General features: G+C 52.6%; 16 protein-coding genes. 10 read left to right on the top strand and 6 right to left on the bottom strand.

Features of this window, described 5'->3' with window-relative positions; genetic code table 11:
- Positions 1 to 729: an RsmE family RNA methyltransferase gene (locus tag BUC02_RS02675; protein WP_073318279.1), complete on the bottom strand. Its 729-nt coding sequence runs from the start codon at positions 727 to 729 to the stop codon at positions 1 to 3.
- A gap of 102 nt (positions 730 to 831) precedes the next feature.
- Between BUC02_RS02675 and BUC02_RS02670 the strand changes: the two genes are divergently transcribed.
- Together BUC02_RS02670 and BUC02_RS02665 are read left to right on the top strand one after the other, a co-directional pair.
- On the top strand, positions 832 to 1,632 hold the full coding sequence (locus tag BUC02_RS02670; RefSeq protein ID WP_073318275.1) for an HAD-IIA family hydrolase: 801 nt from the start codon (positions 832 to 834) through the stop codon (positions 1,630 to 1,632).
- A 20-nt stretch (positions 1,633 to 1,652) separates the two neighbouring features.
- On the top strand, positions 1,653 to 2,606 hold the full coding sequence (locus BUC02_RS02665) for a hypothetical protein (RefSeq protein WP_073318272.1): 954 nt from the start codon (positions 1,653 to 1,655) through the stop codon (positions 2,604 to 2,606).
- A gap of 92 nt (positions 2,607 to 2,698) precedes the next feature.
- Here the strand turns inward: BUC02_RS02665 and BUC02_RS02660 are convergent, their stop codons facing one another.
- A complete protein-coding gene (locus BUC02_RS02660; RefSeq protein ID WP_073318268.1) occupies positions 2,699 to 3,403 on the bottom strand; it encodes an FISUMP domain-containing protein in 705 nt (234 codons plus the stop codon).
- Between the two features lie 77 nt (positions 3,404 to 3,480).
- On the bottom strand, positions 3,481 to 4,287 hold the full coding sequence (locus tag BUC02_RS02655) for a phosphatase PAP2 family protein (protein WP_083564352.1): 807 nt from the start codon (positions 4,285 to 4,287) through the stop codon (positions 3,481 to 3,483).
- A 55-nt stretch (positions 4,288 to 4,342) separates the two neighbouring features.
- Here BUC02_RS02655 and BUC02_RS02650 point away from each other — a divergent pair, with 55 nt between their 5' ends.
- From BUC02_RS02650 to BUC02_RS02645, 3 genes are all read left to right on the top strand, one after another.
- Positions 4,343 to 5,290, top strand: a complete 948-nt coding sequence (locus BUC02_RS02650; RefSeq protein WP_249268788.1) for an ArsR/SmtB family transcription factor — start codon at positions 4,343 to 4,345, stop codon at positions 5,288 to 5,290.
- Between the two features lie 67 nt (positions 5,291 to 5,357).
- Positions 5,358 to 5,480 carry a hypothetical protein gene (locus BUC02_RS16615; RefSeq protein WP_255396653.1) on the top strand — a complete coding sequence of 41 codons (123 nt, stop codon included), beginning with the start codon at positions 5,358 to 5,360 and terminating at the stop codon, positions 5,478 to 5,480.
- A 149-nt stretch (positions 5,481 to 5,629) separates the two neighbouring features.
- Complete coding sequence (locus BUC02_RS02645; protein WP_254794064.1) at positions 5,630 to 8,404, top strand: glycosyltransferase family protein; 2,775 nt, start codon at positions 5,630 to 5,632, stop codon at positions 8,402 to 8,404.
- Positions 8,405 to 8,477: 73 nt separating this feature from the next.
- Here BUC02_RS02645 and BUC02_RS02640 read toward each other — a convergent pair whose 3' ends face one another.
- Entirely contained in the window at positions 8,478 to 8,693 is a 216-nt protein-coding gene (locus tag BUC02_RS02640; RefSeq protein WP_073053440.1) for a hypothetical protein, read from the bottom strand.
- Positions 8,694 to 8,760: 67 nt separating this feature from the next.
- On the opposite strand from BUC02_RS02640, the gene BUC02_RS02635 reads away from it, so the two are divergent.
- Both BUC02_RS02635 and BUC02_RS02630 read left to right on the top strand, forming a co-directional pair.
- Positions 8,761 to 10,134, top strand: a complete 1,374-nt coding sequence (locus BUC02_RS02635; RefSeq protein ID WP_073318260.1) for a tetratricopeptide repeat protein — start codon at positions 8,761 to 8,763, stop codon at positions 10,132 to 10,134.
- A gap of 220 nt (positions 10,135 to 10,354) precedes the next feature.
- Positions 10,355 to 11,899, top strand: coding sequence for a family 16 glycosylhydrolase (locus BUC02_RS02630; RefSeq protein ID WP_139260986.1), 1,545 nt, complete (start codon positions 10,355 to 10,357; stop codon positions 11,897 to 11,899).
- 68 nt (positions 11,900 to 11,967) lie between these two features.
- On the opposite strand, the gene BUC02_RS02620 is transcribed toward BUC02_RS02630, so the two are convergent.
- A complete protein-coding gene (locus BUC02_RS02620) occupies positions 11,968 to 13,161 on the bottom strand; it encodes a class I SAM-dependent rRNA methyltransferase (RefSeq protein WP_073318257.1) in 1,194 nt (397 codons plus the stop codon).
- Between the two features lie 100 nt (positions 13,162 to 13,261).
- Here BUC02_RS02620 and BUC02_RS02615 point away from each other — a divergent pair, with 100 nt between their 5' ends.
- Positions 13,262 to 13,696 (top strand): VanZ family protein, encoded by a 435-nt coding sequence (locus BUC02_RS02615; RefSeq protein WP_073318253.1) that lies wholly within the window; start codon positions 13,262 to 13,264, stop codon positions 13,694 to 13,696.
- A gap of 119 nt (positions 13,697 to 13,815) precedes the next feature.
- Here BUC02_RS02615 and murB read toward each other — a convergent pair whose 3' ends face one another.
- Complete coding sequence (gene murB / locus BUC02_RS02610) at positions 13,816 to 14,754, bottom strand: UDP-N-acetylmuramate dehydrogenase (RefSeq protein WP_073318250.1); 939 nt, start codon at positions 14,752 to 14,754, stop codon at positions 13,816 to 13,818.
- A gap of 47 nt (positions 14,755 to 14,801) precedes the next feature.
- Here murB and BUC02_RS02605 point away from each other — a divergent pair, with 47 nt between their 5' ends.
- Positions 14,802 to 15,923, top strand: coding sequence for a CHC2 zinc finger domain-containing protein (locus BUC02_RS02605; RefSeq protein WP_073318245.1), 1,122 nt, complete (start codon positions 14,802 to 14,804; stop codon positions 15,921 to 15,923).
- A complete protein-coding gene (gene mtgA, locus BUC02_RS02600) occupies positions 15,923 to 16,978 on the top strand; it encodes a monofunctional biosynthetic peptidoglycan transglycosylase (RefSeq protein ID WP_073318242.1) in 1,056 nt (351 codons plus the stop codon). Before BUC02_RS02605 ends, mtgA begins: the two co-directional genes overlap by 1 nt.
- Positions 16,979 to 17,054: the final 76 nt, after the last annotated feature.

Below are 17,054 nucleotides of genomic sequence, written 5' to 3'. Positions count from 1 at the left end.
CTAAAGAATTTTTCCGAGTGCAATAATTGCAGCGGTGCGCGCACGCAAGCGCGTATTGCCCAAGTTCAGCAAGTGGACCTTCCCGTTCTGGAAGGTCTTTATGGCTTCTATTTCGCGCGGCGAGAATCCGCCTTCGGGGCCGACGAGTAAGGTGATGGGCGCATCATTCTCATTTGCGCCCGGGCCGTCGCCACTCAAGTTCAGTTGGCGTTCTCCGTCGATGTCGCAGAGAATCAAGTCGCCCTGGTAGCTTGCGAGCCACTTGTCGAATTCGACGGGGCCTTCGATTGCAGTCATCCAGGCCTTTTTGGATTGCTTGAGGCTCACGAGGCTCTTGAGTTCCGCGCGGCGCACGGTCTTCTTAAGGTCGGAATTCTTGGGTTCTTGCGAAAAGTCCGTGCGCAAAAAGATAATCTTGTCTATTTCGGTCTGCGCTGCATGAAAAACAACCTCTTCCAAGGCGTCGTCCTTGAGGCATGCGATTCCAAGCGACACCTTGGGCCGCGCTCTCTCCGATTCAATCACCGTATCCACCCGGACAACGCAAGCCTTGGCGTCGGCCACCTCGATGACTGCGTCAGCGAAGTGCCCCACGCCATCGGACAGCTGCAAGACATCGCCCACGCACGCCCTGCACACGCGCACGGCGTGGCTGCTTTCGTTTTCGTCAAGGGTAATGGTGCCGGCTGTAATCAGCGGGCAATAAAAGCGGCTGTCAGGTGTCTTCATATTATAAAAGATAAAAAAGACTGATTAAAACATCAATTCCTAACCACTAACCACTGCCTACTGTCTACTTCCGACTGTCTACTAATTACTATATTCATTCACATGCCGAAGCATGCTCCCGTAAAAGCAGTCGTATTCGATCTCGATGGTACCTTGTACCTGAGTGGCCGCCCTTACCCCAAAGCGGTAAAGACTGTCTGTCGCGTGGCAAAGCAAGTGCCGGTCTACTACTTGAGTAACAATACCAGCAAGTCGCCGGTCTTCTACGAAAACCGCCTCAAGGTCATGGGCCTCCCGCTCACCGATGATGCAATCATCTCGGCTTTGTACCTTTCGCTCGACGCCATTCACGAAGAAGGCATCAAGAACGTATTCTTCTTTGCAAACCCCGAAGTCACGGAATGGTTTGCCGCGCAAGACCCCACGCTGAACCTGCACCCCGATGTCGCCGACACCGAACTCGTGCTCATCGCTTACCATAACAGTTTCGACTACCGCGAACTTTGCGAACTCTCGTTCCGCGTGCAACGCAAGATTCCGTTCTGGGTCACACATACCGACTTTGTCTGCCCCGATGCAAACGGCCCCGTGCCCGATATCGGAAGCTTCATGGCACTCCTCAAGACCGCTTACGGCGTAGAACCGGAACGCAGCTTCGGCAAGCCGAACCCCGCCATGCTCTCGGGACTTTTAAAGAAGTACAAGCCCGAAGAAATCCTGTTCGTAGGCGACCGACTGTATACCGACTTTGAACTTGCCAAGCGTAGCGGCTGCCGATTCGTGCTCCCGCTCTGTGGCGAAACCAAACAGCAAGATTTGGACAAGCTGACCATTAAGCCCGAATTCGTGGTCGACATGGTGAGCGATATCGATTTTGATTCATTCTTCAAGGGTGAAATCTGATTTTAAAAAACGGAGAAAATATGATTAAGAATGTTGTATTGGCGCTGGTGCCGGCGATTGCCCTGGTTGCTTGCGGCGACGATTCCTCTTCCGGAACATTCAGCATGGAAAAGTCCTTCGAGATGGTTCTCGACAAGGCAAAGTACGACTATAACAAGAAGGATTCCACCTTCAAGCGAATAGAACCGGTCTGTAAAGAAGGCACGCTCGGCAACTTGGTCGGACCTGCCGAAGCGGACATGTGGGATACCCTTAAATACAAAGCCTACGAAAACAAGGGCATTGTGACCATCTTGAAGGGTAAAGATGTTGTAGGAAAGTACAACCTTAGCGATGGCTCTTTCCCGAGGGCTTTCTGGGGCGACGAAGATAATACCTCCAAAAAGATTCAGGGCGGTTACCGCTTGACCAACAAGAACGTGATGAACCATGTGATTCGTTACGACGGCAACTGCTTTATGAAGGATTACTATTCCGTATTCAACAAAGAAGTCAACGCGATCGAAAATATCGACGCCAAGCTCAAGGAATTCTACGGACGCTTCCAGACAAAAGAAGGCCCGGTGGATGACAAGCAGATGCTGGCCGACATTCGCGCTATCGACTGCGATGAACTTTCCCTGTACGACGGTCTCGTAAAGATTCGTGTCCAGGACTTCAAGGAGTCTAAAGGCAGGATCGTTATTTCTTACGACAAGCGCTCCTGCAATGTGGACTTCCACCTGCGTTACGCTTTTGAGCAACAGGATTGCGAAGCCGCCTATGCCGACTACAAGGACAGCAAGAGCAAGGAAACGTTTGATTTCAACGATTTCTTCTTTGATGTCACTTACAGCGGCAATGACGAAGAATACTGCCTTGACTACCTGATTCTCGACCTCAAGAAAGAAAAGGGAATTCCGACCACCAAGTCAATCCAGCCGAAGGAATTCGCACGCGGAATCGTGAATTTGATGATTGGCGGCATGAAGTAAAAAGCGAAACAGTTGATTGGCGCACTTGGTGCGACACATCGCATTAAAAAAGGCTCCCTTGCGGGAGCCTTGATTTTTATACGGGTAAATTCTTATCGGAGGTCGGCCACGCAGCGCACGTAGAGACCTTTAGAGAGGCTTTCGTCGGTGCGGTTGATGCTGTGGGCCATGCTGCGGAATTCCCAGGAACGGGCGGTATTCTTTTTCACCTTGGAGGCAGACCAGTAGTGACCGGTGTTATCGCCTTCGCAGTAGCCGTCCCAGTCCTTGCAGCCGCCCTTGCCCAGGTTGTTCCAGTCAAGCTTGGACTGATCTTTCTGGTAGTCGCGCCATTCGCCGTCGTTGGGGAGGTGCCAGCCGTTGGGGCATGCCTTGGAGGCTTCCTTATGGCTGTAGAAACGTCCGAATTTCTTGCAGTTGCCTTCGTCTTCGAGCAGGCACTGCTTGGGGGTAGAAAGGCTGTAAGAGAGATTGCTCTTCATCCATGCCTTGTCGCCACGAATTTCAACTTTGTAGGTCTTGCCGTCGCGGGTGTCGGTGAGCGTGTTGCCGTCCTTGGAAATGTTCTTGCTTTCAAGGGCAAGCGCAAAAAGTTCTTCTTCGCTCAAATTCTGCTCGGGCTGTTCAAGCTTGGCGGCCTTGTCTTTGTGGACCAGGTTCGTCTTCTTGACAGACACCTTCGTCATCTTGTGCATGCCCATCTTCTTGGGACCGGCAGCAAAGCTTGCGCCGCAGCAAAGGGCGAAAACTGCAGTTGCAGCGACCAGACGATTGAACTTGATTCCAAACATTTCCATACTCCTGAGGCAATTTGTTGCGCCTACACTTTTGAATATATACAGGAGTTTTTGGAAAAGATTCTTACAAATTTATTTCAAAATCGGAGTGTGATGCCGGCAACATTTGGCCCTACCCAAAATGAGTACTTTTCGTCCCGTTTTTTGTGCATTTCCAGAATTCCGAAGCTTACGCCGGTGCCGACAAGCGCTCCGACCAATACATCCGTAAAGTAATGTTTACCGGCGGCGATGCGGAGCACGCTTTCGAGGGTGGCGAGTGAATAGGCGCTAGCCCTCATGATTCCTTTGTAGGGGGAGTTCGGGTAGGCAGTCCTGAACCATTGGTCGGTAAAGGTGGCGACTGTAAAAGCGGCGGTCGCATGCCCCGAAAAGAACGACCCGTAGGCTTCCGATTTGGCGCTTTCGGCCTTTTCACGCCCTTCGCCCGATTCGGCATACATGTAGGGGCGTGGCCAGATTTCAAGCGAGCGCATGGCCACGTTGATTCCGTTTCCTATGCCAATGGCCTGCACAAACATCACGGTAAAGGTGGCGAATTCTTTCCCGGTGGAACTTCCGTCGTGCCAGGCGATGCCGCCGACCACCAGCGGGGCAATGGCAAAAACGGACCCGATGTCGCTTGCCTTGTCGGCAGTTCCGCTGTAGCGACCGGCCAGGGGCTTGTCCCAGGGCAAAAGGTCGTCTTTGTCTTTTAGCGTTTCGGGGGTATCCATGCGGGAATAAAGGAACATGCCGATCCCGAACATGCCGCCCGCGGCCAATGTGACCGGGAGATCTGTTTCAAAGTTCAGCTCGTATGTAGGGAGTTCCACTTCAGAAGCTTGCGCAAAAACCATCAGGAACAGTATACCTACAATCGATGACCTTTTGAAAAATTTCATACAGCCCCTAAGCTAAAAAAATTATATTGCTTTATCGTAAACGAATGGAGCTTTTGTGGCAGATTCTTTAAATACTCGCGAACCGATTGTACCCAGCATGGACCTTTTCGGAGCCATTTCCGACGAAATGCGCCTCAAAATCCTGTTGCTTCTGGACCAGGCGGAATTCACCGTCAACGAAATCAAGGATATTCTTGACATTCACCAGAGTAACGCGAGCCGCCACCTGGCAAAGCTTTCTGCCTGCAATTTGCTCAAGGACCGCCGCGACGGCATCAAGGCCTATTACCGCCTGAGCGAAGAACTGTACCTGAGCACCCGCATGCTTTCGATGATTCGCGATGCCTACGAAGAACTGCCGGACAAGGATATCCTCAAGTGCCGAGCAGAACAGGTGCTCGAAGACCGCACCGACAAGACCAAGGGCCAAATCCACAAGTTGGATCAGGCAGGCGGTAGCCTCAAGGCGCAAATCAGCTTGTTCAGCCAGCTCATGAATCCCTTCGAAAATGCAGTCGATGTGGGCTGTGGCGAAGGCGGCGACCTCACGCTCATGCTTTGCAACCGCTGCAAGCATGTGACTGCCCTTGACTGTGACCCGAAAGTGATTAGCGGACTCCAGAAGATTTTAAAGCAGAAGAACATCCAGAACGTGTCGCCCAAGGTGGCCGATATGGTCAAGACAGGCCTTCCGGATAACTTTGCCGACCTCGTTCTCATGAGCCAGGTGCTTCATCATGCAACAGACCCGCGCCTCGCCCTCAAGGAGGCTGTCCGTATCCTCAAGCGCGGTGGAACGCTTGCCCTGCTTGACTTGGCGCAGCACAAAGAAGAATCTTTCCGCACCACGCACGGTCACATTTGGCTTGGCTTTGACCGCAGTCAGCTCGAATTCTTTGTCAAGGAATTCAACTGCGATGTCGTCTCCAGCGAAATCATCCCGAGTGAAAACGAAGTCGACAAGAAGCTGCCCGTTATCTGCATGATTCTGAAAAAGAAATAAATTTTCTATTGCCTCTAGATAAAAAATTGTATATCTTTTGGTAAAGAGCATTTTATAGGAGAATATTATGGGAAAGATTATCAAGTATGTCGCCATTGCCGCCGCTTGCGTTATTTCGGCATTTGGTGTGTATTGCCTTATTAAGTATTCTTCTGCCGACGACAAACTCGAAAACAAGTCGGAAGAGTAGTTTTGAAACATTTTTTTGATTAAGACGGCCGGATTCCCGGCCGCCCTTTAGTGTTTACTGTTTTTTAGCGGCTCTTGTAGCTTGTATATAATAGTTCCTAATAATTCTGAACTCCGAATTCCGAACTCCGAATTATCTACATTATCCGCATGAATTTCCTAAACAAGAAGCCCGCATTTTTCGTGGCGGTTTCCGCCATTTTCCTTGGAATTTTGCTGATCGTGTTCCGCGACTTTGCGTTCGACAGCAACCAGCTCATGCTCAACAGCGACCAGCTGAACGGTATCGGTAGCCGCATTCTGCGTGCCGAAAGTGCCGTGCTCACGGAATGGGACGATTCCCGCCTGGGAGGCGTGCCGACGATCGACGCCTTGTTCGCCGACGCCTACCATCCGCTGGTGTGGGTGCAGTTCCTGATGGACCCGGCCCGCGCCGTGGGCTTCAAGTTTATCTTGACCTTGTGGGTGGCCTTTATGAGTGCCATGGCTCTCGCCTGGGACCTGACGGGGAACCGCTGGTGGGCGGGCCTCCTCGGCATGCTTTACGCCTTCTCGCCGGAATTCTTTACCTACCTGTACGGCGGCCACGACGGCAAGATGATGGTCTTTGCGATTGCGCCTCTTGCCTTGCTTGCTATTCGCAAGATTGTGCGTTCGGGTAGCATTCCCTATATGATTGTGCTTGCGCTCTCGGTCGCCTGGATGATTTTGGGTTCGCACCTGCAACTTACGTACTTGTTCCTGTGGGGCGCTGGCCTCTATACGCTTTACGAAGTTGCCTTCCATTGCGATGCCCTGAAGACTCGCGGCAAGCGCCTGGGTCTTGCTGCGGTGGGCCTCGGTTTTGGCCTTGCGCTTTCTTGCTTCCAGATTGTGCCGCCTTACATGTACACGACCACGCAGTCGGTGCGCGGCGACGATAGCCACACCAATTACGGCCACGCCGTGAGTTGGTCCTTGCACCAGGAAGAAATGGCGCAGATTCTGTTGCCGGGCTTTGTGGGTGTGGACGTTTACGAACAGAACGAAAAGACGGGTGACCTCGAAGGTTCCTCTTTCGTGAGTTTCTCGATGGACGAATACCGCAAACTGCAGGGCGGTTCGCCGTTCTATTGGGGCCACAATGCGTTCAAGTTGGACCATAACAATGCGGGCGCGCTCCTTACCTTCCTCGGATTCCTTTGCCTGTTCCTCCCTGGCAAGCGTCGCTATGCGGCTTTCTGGGGCTTGGGTGCTGTTGTCGCCTTGAGTTACGGCATGGGCGACCATTCTCCGCTGTTCAAGTTGTGGTACAATGTGCTTCCCGGTGTCAAGAATTTCCGCGCTCCGGGCATGGCGCTGTTCTGGTTGCCGCTCTTGCTGGTGATGATGGCGGGCCCGGTTTTGAAGGCTTTGAGTGCCGAGGGCAAGACTCCTGAAGAAGCCGCCGAAGCCGAAGATAACCGGCGCGCCCTGTTACATGGTTCTGCCATGTATGGTGTGCTCCTGGTGCTTGCCTTGATTGCCCGTTTTGCCTGGACGACCTTTATTGGCCCTGTCGGCTTGGTGGTGATGATTCTTTATGCCGCCCTTTGCCTTGGCGTGATGAGCCTTGATGATCAGAAGAAAAAGTTCACGGTCGCAAACTTGACCGAGGCTTTCCAGAAGGGCCTTCCGGGAACTCCGCGTGCACTGCAGGCTTGCATCTTTATTGGCTTTGCCTACCTCGGCGTGATGCTCATGAGCGGCCAGAAACTTTTGGAAGACCCGATTACGGCTCCTTACTTTAAGCCGCTGAACGAAATCGTGATGAATGCGACTGCCGGCAAGGCCGTTCCTGGTTTTGTGCTGGTGCTGGTGATTGTCGCGGTAACGCTCTTTGTGGCAAAGTGGAAGGCTCCGGTGGCTCACAAGGCGGGCGTTCTTGCGCTTGCCGCAGGTATCGAACTTTTCTTTATCGATGGCGCGTTCGTTCAGAATGTTCCGGCAAACGAATACTTGCAACCGACTAATCCGGTGGTTGCCGCTATCAAGGCTCCGTACAAGGCTGATTCCTTGAATACGCCGCGCGTGCTTTCGCTGTCGCGCAACAAGGCCTTGAGCGGAAACATTTTCTCGCAGTACCACATGCGTAATGCTGACGGTATTCATGATAACGAACTGGCGAGCTACCGCGCTTTCCGCGGCGGTCAGCAGGATGCAAACTACCTGATGAATATCAATGACCCGACGGCAGTGCACCCGTTCCTCGACTTGATGAACGTGGGTGCTATCATTTTCGATAGCCGTCAGGGAACGACCTACATGCCGATTCCGACAGCGATGGGCGAGGCCTACCTCTACGGCGAAGCCGTGGTGATGGATGATTCCGCTGCCATCAAGACTCTCCAGACGCAGGCCGCCATTCGTGAACAGAAAACCGCCGAACCGGTGGCAGAATCCGTTGCAGACTCCGCCGTGGCGACCGCCGATAGCGCTACCGCTGATTCCGCTGTAGCTGTGGCTCCGGCAAAACCAGCTGCCCCTGAATACGGTGATGAACCGGGCAAGTTTTTCTACCGCGAAAAAGTTATTTTGTCCGAAACTCCGGAATTCGACGGCAAGGGCAGCGTGGCTGCCAAGGGTCCGATCCAGGGGTCTGCAAAACTAGTCGCAAGCCCCAAGATGGATACGCAGGTATTCAATGTGACTGCGGACCGCGAAGGCTTCATGGTCGTCGCTGGCAACTATCACCCGTACTGGAAGGCTTATGTGAACGGCAAGGAATCCAAGGTCTACAAGGCCTTTGGAACCTTGCGTGCCGTGCAGATTCCGGCTGGTAACTCCGAAGTCCGCATGGAATACCGCAGCGTTCCGTTCCATAAGACCGTTTGGGTAAGCTTGGTCGCCGCCGTGCTGCTGATAGCTCTCGGCGCAGTGGCTGCCGTGCCCTGCCGCAAGAAGTAAATCAGGAATTGAACGTTGAAATAAATTTTAAAAGGACTGTTGTGAAACAGTCCTTTTTGCTATGCCGGTGTTATTAGCCGATGCGTTCGCCCTTGTTGTTGGTTCCGGGGGGCGTCTTGATAAAGTAGATGACGCACGGGACGATAATGCAGGCAAAGTAGCAGACACTCATGAAATGGTTGAAAGCGTCGTTCATGTAGAGGCTTTCGGGAACGAGAAATTCATTGATGGCCATCAGGATGGCGGCCATGAAGATTCCGACAAAGATACGTGCGATCAGTTTGCTCATGCCTTGAATGTAGTATTTCTTGAGGCCCTAGCGGGAATTCTAAAAATAATTTTGCTAAATTAGGGGCATGAATATCCGAATTTCTGCGATTGCATTGGCATGTTTGGTGGGGCTGTCGTTCAGTGCGGACCCGCGAATGGAACAGGGCGCCCGTTTTGAGGCGAAAGGCGACTTTGAAATGGCGCTCGGTGAATACCGCGCTGTTCTGGCCGAAAACCCGAGAGATGCCGCCGCTTACTATGCCGCCGCGCAAGTTCGCATGAAAATGAAGGATTACAGCGGGGCACTTGCAAACTTCCGCCTCGCCTACAAGTTTGAACCGACCATGAGTGCCGCCTACGAAGGTGCTGCCAAGGTTTACGAGGCTCTCGGTCAAAAGGCGAAGGCGGATGCCGAACGCGCCAAGGATCCGAAAAACAATCCTGTGGTAGAAGAACCGATTGAAGCGGCTTCTGTTGCTGAGCCCGCTCCGGAGCCTGTGAAGGCTGCTGAACCTGCCAAGGTCGCCGAATCCAAGCCGGAACCGAAGCCTGTGGAAGTGGCTAAGCCGGAACCTGTAAAGGCTAGCGCTCCTGCTGTTGCAGAACCTGTAAAGACTGAACCCGCAAAGGTTGATGCCGCCTCGAACGATCCGTTTGAAAAGGGCAAGGCTCTCTATGCCGAGGGCAAGTATAAAGAAGCTGCACCCATGTGGCGCGAAGTCTTGCGCAAGCAACCTGGACACGCCGGTGCATATTTTTATGCGGGCCTGACCCGTTACCAACTCGGCGAAATGGACAAGGCCGAGTTCAACCTGAAGAAAGGTCTTGAATACAAGGAAGAAGGCAACGATGCTAACTACTTCTTGGCCTTGATTGCAAAGAACAACAAGAAACAGGATCAGGAACTCAAGTTCCTGGCTGCCTACATGAAGAAGGCCGCTCCGAGTGCCAAGTACCGCGCCGCTGCCGAAGCCCGCATCGCCGAAATCAAGGCCGAAAAAGAAGCGAAGAATCAGCCTGCCGCTGCTCCGGCAACCGAATCGGTGGCTAAGGCCGATGTGAAGGCAGAATCGAAACCGGTCGAACCCGCTCCGGCAAAGGTAGTGGACGAAACTCCGGTTGCAGAACCGAAGGTGGCCGACATTGCCGATGCTCCGTCTGGCACTCCGACGCTTGCTAACGCAAACTTGCTCTACAGTGCCGGTAGCATTGAATCGGCTGTCAAGATGTACAAGGCCTTGCTCGAAACTGAACAGCAGCCCGAAGAACGCTACTTTACCATGCTCCAGTTGGGCAATGCTTATCGTGAACTCCGCGATTTCCACAGCGCCGTGGTGCGTTACCGCGAAGTCGTGCAGCAGTTTCCGGATTCTGACTGGGCGGCCGAAGCAGAACGTGCGCTTGAAGATGCCGTGTGGCTCGAAAAGCATGCTTCTGAGTTGCCGCGCAGAACTAGATAGTTTGATTGTCTTCCCGGGCGTTAGATCCGGCGGACAGCACTTAGAGCTTTGCTCTTTAGTGCGCATGGCCACCAGGGTGGGGATCTCCTTTTACGGATTCACAAAAATGAACGCTTGCAATCCTTATTGCAAGCGTTTTTTACTTGCTACCGATTTTTTTCTTTGTGAAAAGGCTTTTTAAAAGTATATTTAAGAGGCAAGTGTTGGGTGAGGATTGGATATGAAAAATCTTTTTGTTATATCAAGCATTGTGGCGTTGTCGGCCTCTTTTGTGTTCGCCGACCCGCCGGCGAATTTTAGCGGCTGGGAAAAAGTGTTCGAAGATAACTTCGACGGCACCAGCCTCGACAAGAAAAAGTGGAACCCCACGTACAACTGGGGCCCGACGCATAACCACCGCGCCTACTGCGCCGAAGAGAACGTCATTGTCTCTGACGGCACACTCAAGCTGAAGGGCGAAAAGAAAGTCCACCCGAATGCCAACGGGAAAAAGGCGAAGTTTAACAACAAGGAAATTCCGGTAGACTACACGAGTGGAGCTATTGATACCAAGGGTCACTTCGAAGTCAAGTACGGTTACATTGAAGGCCGTTTTAAGGCCCCGTCGCAAAAGGGAACGTGGCCTGCCTTCTGGACTTTGCAAGACGGCTGGCCTCCGGAAATTGATATTTTGGAAATTCCTGCTTCGCGCAAGCAACACCATTACTACTTGCATTACACGGATCCGAGCTGGTACAATAGTCACGGCTCGGCGTGGGATCATGAAGCGTCTTTCGGCGGCCACAAGGATGACGACGTGGATCGTTCTGCGGGCTTCCACAACTATGCCGTGGAATGGGATGAATCTACTTTAAGCTTCTACTTTGACGATAAGAAATTTGCGAGCTACAATCGCCCGATCGAAATCAAGCAACTCTCGGCGCAGTACATTATCGTGAACTTGGCGATTGGCGGCTGGGCTGGTGACGACATCGCCATCACGGCTGACAAGCCTGCTTATTTTGAAGCGGACTGGGTGCGCGTGTGGCAGGCCAAACCTGCAAAGCCCGATACGGTTCGCATTTTCTCAATGAACTTTGGAACTTGCATGGTTAGAACCGCTGAAGACAAACTTGCTCTCGGCGATTGCAATTCCGATGCGGCCGTCGTCACGATTACTCCGCTTTCTTCGACCACGTACCGGTTCGGCTTTGGCGACTTGTCCATTGACACACCGAACGAGTCGACCGAAGCGGGTATTACCATGGGCCTGTACAAGTGGAACGGTGGTGGACATCAGAAGGTTGTCATGGAGAAACAGTCCGGCTACGAAGGCTCCGTGGTGCGTATGAAGATGCAGCACAGCGGCTTGTACTTGCGTGCAACTACGGACGGCGAACGCGTGGTGCAGAGTTGGGCCGATGACTGGGAATGGAACCAAATGTGGCGTTTGCTTGGCAAGGGCGATGTTGTTCCTTCGAAGGATACGACGAAGAAAGATACGTCTGTTACGGATACCGGCAAGACCGCAATTCCGTACCTAGGCAACTATGCCAGCGTGTACGGGACATCGGTCCATTACGCTGACGGCCAGTTGTTTGTCGAACCGGCAAGTGCGTTTAAGAATGGCGCGACTGTTCGCATTCTGGATTTACAGGGCCGCGAAGTCATGCGTAAACATGCGGAACATTCAGCGGTTCTCAATGTAGAGTCGCTTGCTCCAGGAATGTACCACGTCGTGGTGCAAAATAAGAACCGCACGGAAATCCGGCGGTTCAAGAAGTAAGATAGCAACTTTCGCGAGCCCGCTGTCATGCCCGACTAAGTCGGGCATCTTCTATTTTAAGAGAATGGTTAAACAACCTGTACGAGTAATCCCTTGAGGTACTGACCTTCGGGGAATGCCGTATTCACGGGATGGTCGGCGGGTTGGCCGAAGCGTTCAATGATTTGAACGCGCCGCTTGGCATCGGCGGCGGCATCCGCGATAATCTTCTGGAACAAGTCCATCTCCATGAGGCCCGAGCAGCTAAATGTCGCGAGCATGCCGCCTTCGGCCAAGAGCTTCATGGCAAGCAGGTTGATGTCCTTGTAGCCGCGGGCGCCCTTCTGCAGGTTGTCCTTGCTTTCGACGAACTTGGGCGGGTCCAGCACGATGAGGTCGAAAGTCTCGGCCTTGTCGCGGCACTTGCGCAGGTACTGGAATACGTCGGCTTCCACGTGCGTGGCGTGGGCGGTGCTGAGCTTGTTGCGCATGATGCCTTCCTTGGCGAGCTTGAGAGCGTCCTTGGAAACATCCACCTGATAAACTTTTTCGCAACCGCCGCGGAGAGCGTAGAGCCCGAATCCGCCGGTATAGCAGAAGCAGTTTAGCACCTTCTTGCCCTTGGAAAGTTCTCCGATGCGGCGGCGGGCGTCGCGCTGGTCGAGGTAGTAACCGGTCTTGTGGCCGTTTTTCACGTCGATGGGGAAGAGGATTCCGTTCTCGTTGATGATGACGGGCTCGTCGGGCACTTCGCCGTAAACGCAACCGGTGCGCAGCTGCAGGCCTTCTTTCTTGCGTACATCGGAATCGCAGCGTTCGTAAATGCCACGGCAATGCGTCTTTTCGGCAAGCAGTTCATAAATCGTTTCGCGATGGATTTCGGCGCCGGCGGCCAAGATTTCTACGGAGTAGATGTCGGCGTACTTATCGATGATGCAGCCCGGGATGCCGTCGTTCTCGGCGTTAATCAGGCGGAAAGCGGATTCCTTGTCTTCGATGTCAAAGCCGCGGCTCTTGCGCGCGGCGATCGCGCGGTCCAGTAAGTCACTAAAGAATTCGCGGTCAATGTTAGCCTTTTCGCCGAACGTCCAGAATCGCCCACGGATCTGGGACTTGGGCGAGTACGCCGCAAGACCCAGAAAATCGCTCTTGTAGCTGTAAACTTCAACGGTGTCGCCAAGTTCCGGGTCGCCGATAACTTCGTCAACGGCTCCGCTAAAAATCCAGGGGTGGTAACGCAATGCGGACTTTTCGCGTCCGGCTTTCAGGGTAATCGCTTTCATGGATTCAAATTTAGAAATAATGTAGACTTTTGAAGATGCTCTCTTTTTCTATCTTTGGGCCCATACCTCAAAGCGCCAAAGGCGCGACCTCATACCTAAGATGTTTGAATCGCTATTTGACAAGTACCCCTTCTTTAGAGCCGTGCCTTGCGTGCTCTGCATGGCAATCATTTTTAAGATTTCTTCGCTGACGAATGAACAGCTTGAAGATTTTCCGCATGTTTGGGACAAACTGGCTCACTTTTGCGAATATGCGACTCTTGCCGGTTGTTACGCCATGCTCTGGACTCGGGGCGAATGGTCCAAACGCCAGTGGCTGCGCGTGCTGGTGGTGGGCGTGCTTGCGCTTTTGTACGGTTGCACCGACGAATACCACCAGAGCTTTGTCGAAGGCCGTGACAGTAGCGTGCTCGATTTGGTGGCCGACTTGACAGGTGGCCTCACGGGCGGTGTTGTTTACGCCATCGTTACGCGAATCTTGAATCGCTACGACCCCGTGCCTGAAAAAGAGTTGGAAGTAGACAGTACGAAGTAGACAGTAGACGGTAGACAGTAGGAAGTTGATAGTGATTAGTGGTTAGGGATGTGAAATGTGAGGAGAGTAATGAGGTCGTTCATTCCACATCTCTCATTGTATCGCACTCCACATTAGTTCTAAAATTTTCCTAACAGGATTATTTCTCTCTTCAGTTGAATGCCGAATTTCTCGGCGACTTTTTGCTGAACAAATTCGCTTAACTGCTTGATGTCGGCGGCGGTAGCGCCGCCTGCGTTTACGATGAAGTTTGCGTGCACGGTGCTGACTTCGGCGCCGCCGATGCGGTAACCCTTGAGGCCAGCTTGTTCAATGTAATAGCCCGGCGCGATTTGTTGCGGCATGTCGCCGCTGCCGTGCTCGAGGCGCTTGAAGGTGGAGCCTGCGTTCGGCATGTTCAACGGCTGGCTTGCCTTGCGCTTGGCCATGCATTCAGCGAGTTCCGCTTCGAGGTCGTCGGCAGTCTTGCCTTCTGCGCTTGCGGCGGGCAGCTGGAATGTGGCCGATAAAATTGTTTCAAATGGATTGCTTCGGCTTTTTGCCTCGCAATGACGTAGCGAAAAAATACTTTGTCTATACCCGAAGGCGCAGTCGGCGTTAGAAAGTTCGCGAATGCTTCCGTCGCAGTCAAGTACGGTGACTTGTGTGCAGCAGGGGCCGATTTCTTGACCGTAGGCTCCTGCGTTCATGTAAATCGCGCCACCTAAGGTTCCCGGAATTCCTGCGAGCTTATGGATGCCTGCAAAACCAAGTTTTATGGCGCTGCGGGCGAACCTGCCGAGTGGGGTAGCTGCGCCGACTTTGAACGCTCCGTTCCCCAAGTCCTGAATTTCTGAAAACTCCCCGGCAAGCGTAATGACAACGCCGTCAAAACCCTTGTCCGAGACAAGCAGATTCGTTCCATTACCCAAAATAAAGGAGGAAAGTCCCTTTTCGCATGCCATTTTGAGCGCGCTTTGGAGGTCCTGTATGGTTTCCGCCTTCACGTAATAGCGTGCGGCTCCACCCACCTTAAAAGAGGTGTGCTTGCACATCGGTTCGTTTTCAAGAATTTGCATAGTGATAATATAGCCAATTCTCTCTGATTTTCTATAATTCACCGAACATGACCAACGAAGAACTGAAACAATTCAAGTCGGCGATTTCGATTACCGCCGTCGCGCAGAGCCTAGGAGTAGAAGTATCCCATGGCAAATGCCGTTGTTTCTTTCCGCAGCGTCATTCGCATGGCGACCGAACGCCTTCGGTATCCATTTCCGAAGAACGTGGAACGTTCCGTTGCTGGGTTTGCGACGATGTCCGCGGCGACGTGATTTCGTTGGTGCAGGTTGTAAAGGATTGCAGTTTTACCGAGGCGCTCAACTGGCTTATGGAGCAATACCCGTTCCTGGTGCCTACTTCTGCCCGTAAAGAAATGACGAAGATTGCTGAACGTGCCGCTAGCGCCGCTGCGCGTTCGCATGCGCCGGGTCCGGCTATGGTTCGTATACCCGAAATGGCACCGCCTGAACCCGAAGAGCCTCCTCTCGTTTCCGAAGACGACCGCAAGAAAATCATCCTCTCGTTCCTCAAGCGTTTAAGCCCAGTCGACAACACGACTGCCGGCAAGTGGCTCGCTCGCCGCCGCATCTACAAGCCCGTGTGGGACAAGATGCTTTTGCGTACGATAACCAACTACGAAGAGGTGAACAACAGCCTCAAGGCGGACTTTGGCGAAGAGGTGCTAAAGTACGTGGGTCTCTTTAACGACAAAGGCCACTTGCGCTACTACAAGCACCCGCTGATTTTCCCGTATCTTGACCCGCAACGCAGGGCGTTCTATTTCCAGTCGCGTGCGATTGACAATACGGTAGTCCCCAAGGAACTCAATCTGCGCGGCACGGTGCCGTACCCCTACAATATGGTGGCGCTGGACCAAAAGCCGGGCTGGGTCTACCTGTGCGAAGGTGTCGTGGATACGCTCACTTTTTTAGGACAAAAGATTAACGCGGTCGGAATTCCGGGTGTCCGCAGCTTCAAAGTGGAGTGGTTGAATCTTTTTAGAAACAAAAATGTGGTACTTTGTCTGGACCACGACGAAGCGGGCCGTTCTGGCATGGAATATATAGGCAACTTGTTCACACAAGCGGGCGTTCATAATGTAATTTTAGGCGAAGGAATGGAAAACTTGCCCACGGCCATGAAAGAAGGTGAAGACATCAATGATTGGTTCGGAGGAAAGAAGTAATGGATAAAGTGAAACTGTATTTTGGTAAGGTCAAGGACTTTTTTAAGTGGTTCGTAGGAACTAGGTTTGCGCGGATAACCGGGCTTATACTCAAGTGGCTTTACCGCACGATCAATTTCATAATCCGCCAGGCCTTGTTGATTCTGATTATTTATTCGGCGATTTTCTCGGTGGCGGCCTCTTACGCCTTGTACCGCGCCTTTATTTACGGCTATGATATTTACGACGGTGTGGCGCAACTGAAAGATACTCAGCCCGAAATGAGCAAGTACATGGAAGCTTTGCGCGATTCCAACCCGAATATCGAAATCAAGCATACCTACGTACCACTCGATTCCATCAGTCCGTACCTGCGTAAGGCGGTCATTGCAAGCGAAGATGCAGGCTTCTACTTCCACCCGGGATTTGATATTCGTGCCATTGCCGAAGCCTTGGATGCAAACCAGATGGCGGGCAAAACCAAGTTCGGAGGTTCTACGATTACGCAGCAGCTCGCGAAGAATCTCTTCTTGAGCGGTGAACGCTCTTTCAATCGCAAGTTCAAGGAACTCGCCTACGCCCTGTTGATGGAACATGAACTCGGCAAGGACCGCATTCTGGAACTGTACTTGAATTACGCTCAGTGGGGCAAGGATATCTTTGGCTGCCAGGAAGCCTGCCGCACCTATTACAAGAAGAGCTGCGCCAAGCTCAGCGTAGACCAGGCAATCAACTTGGCCGCCATGCTCGCAAGCCCGGGCAAGCACCACCCGCACATGCGCGAAAGCCAGTTCATGGCCAAGCGCCGCGCCGTGATTTACCAGAACATGTTCCCCAAGAAGGACAGCGTGCTGGTGGATTCTCTGCGCCAGCTGATGGCTCCGATTCCAAAGGACACTTCCGCAAAGAATGCCGCGAAGGGTGATGCTAAGGGTGCTGCGAAGGCATCGGAAAAATCTATGGAAAAGGCCCCGGCTAAAAACCTGGACAAAAAGCCCGAGAAGGCTTCCGCAAAGCCCCACGCAAAGAGTGATTCGAAATCAACGGTAAAGAATTCAGCGAATAAAAAACAGTAAAAATTCTCTCGTCTCTCGTCTTTCGTCTCTTGTCTATTTCTATATTTGACTTGTCTAAAATTTTCTTAAAGGACGC

Source organism: Fibrobacter sp. UWOV1 (genome assembly GCF_900142495.1).
In the GTDB taxonomy this organism is placed as follows: Bacteria; Fibrobacterota; Fibrobacteria; order Fibrobacterales; family Fibrobacteraceae; genus Fibrobacter.
This window is presented reverse-complemented; position numbering and strand designations above follow the sequence as displayed.

Coding starts and splice junctions, on each gene's coding strand:
- BUC02_RS02665 (WP_073318272.1), top strand. CDS start 1,653: ATGATTAAGAATGTTGTATTGGCGCTGGTGCCGGCGATTGCCCTGGTT.
- BUC02_RS02670 (WP_073318275.1), top strand. CDS start 832: ATGCCGAAGCATGCTCCCGTAAAAGCAGTCGTATTCGATCTCGATGGT.
- murB (WP_073318250.1), bottom strand. CDS start 14,754: ATGCAAATTCTTGAAAACGAACCGATGTGCAAGCACACCTCTTTTAAG.
- BUC02_RS16615 (WP_255396653.1), top strand. CDS start 5,358: ATGGGAAAGATTATCAAGTATGTCGCCATTGCCGCCGCTTGCGTTATT.
- BUC02_RS02635 (WP_073318260.1), top strand. CDS start 8,761: ATGAATATCCGAATTTCTGCGATTGCATTGGCATGTTTGGTGGGGCTG.
- BUC02_RS02630 (WP_139260986.1), top strand. CDS start 10,355: ATGAAAAATCTTTTTGTTATATCAAGCATTGTGGCGTTGTCGGCCTCT.
- BUC02_RS02615 (WP_073318253.1), top strand. CDS start 13,262: ATGTTTGAATCGCTATTTGACAAGTACCCCTTCTTTAGAGCCGTGCCT.
- BUC02_RS02660 (WP_073318268.1), bottom strand. CDS start 3,403: ATGGAAATGTTTGGAATCAAGTTCAATCGTCTGGTCGCTGCAACTGCA.
- mtgA (WP_073318242.1), top strand. CDS start 15,923: ATGGATAAAGTGAAACTGTATTTTGGTAAGGTCAAGGACTTTTTTAAG.
- BUC02_RS02605 (WP_073318245.1), top strand. CDS start 14,802: ATGACCAACGAAGAACTGAAACAATTCAAGTCGGCGATTTCGATTACC.
- BUC02_RS02675 (WP_073318279.1), bottom strand. CDS start 729: ATGAAGACACCTGACAGCCGCTTTTATTGCCCGCTGATTACAGCCGGC.
- BUC02_RS02620 (WP_073318257.1), bottom strand. CDS start 13,161: ATGAAAGCGATTACCCTGAAAGCCGGACGCGAAAAGTCCGCATTGCGT.
- BUC02_RS02640 (WP_073053440.1), bottom strand. CDS start 8,693: ATGAGCAAACTGATCGCACGTATCTTTGTCGGAATCTTCATGGCCGCC.
- BUC02_RS02645 (WP_254794064.1), top strand. CDS start 5,630: ATGAATTTCCTAAACAAGAAGCCCGCATTTTTCGTGGCGGTTTCCGCC.
- BUC02_RS02655 (WP_083564352.1), bottom strand. CDS start 4,287: ATGAAATTTTTCAAAAGGTCATCGATTGTAGGTATACTGTTCCTGATG.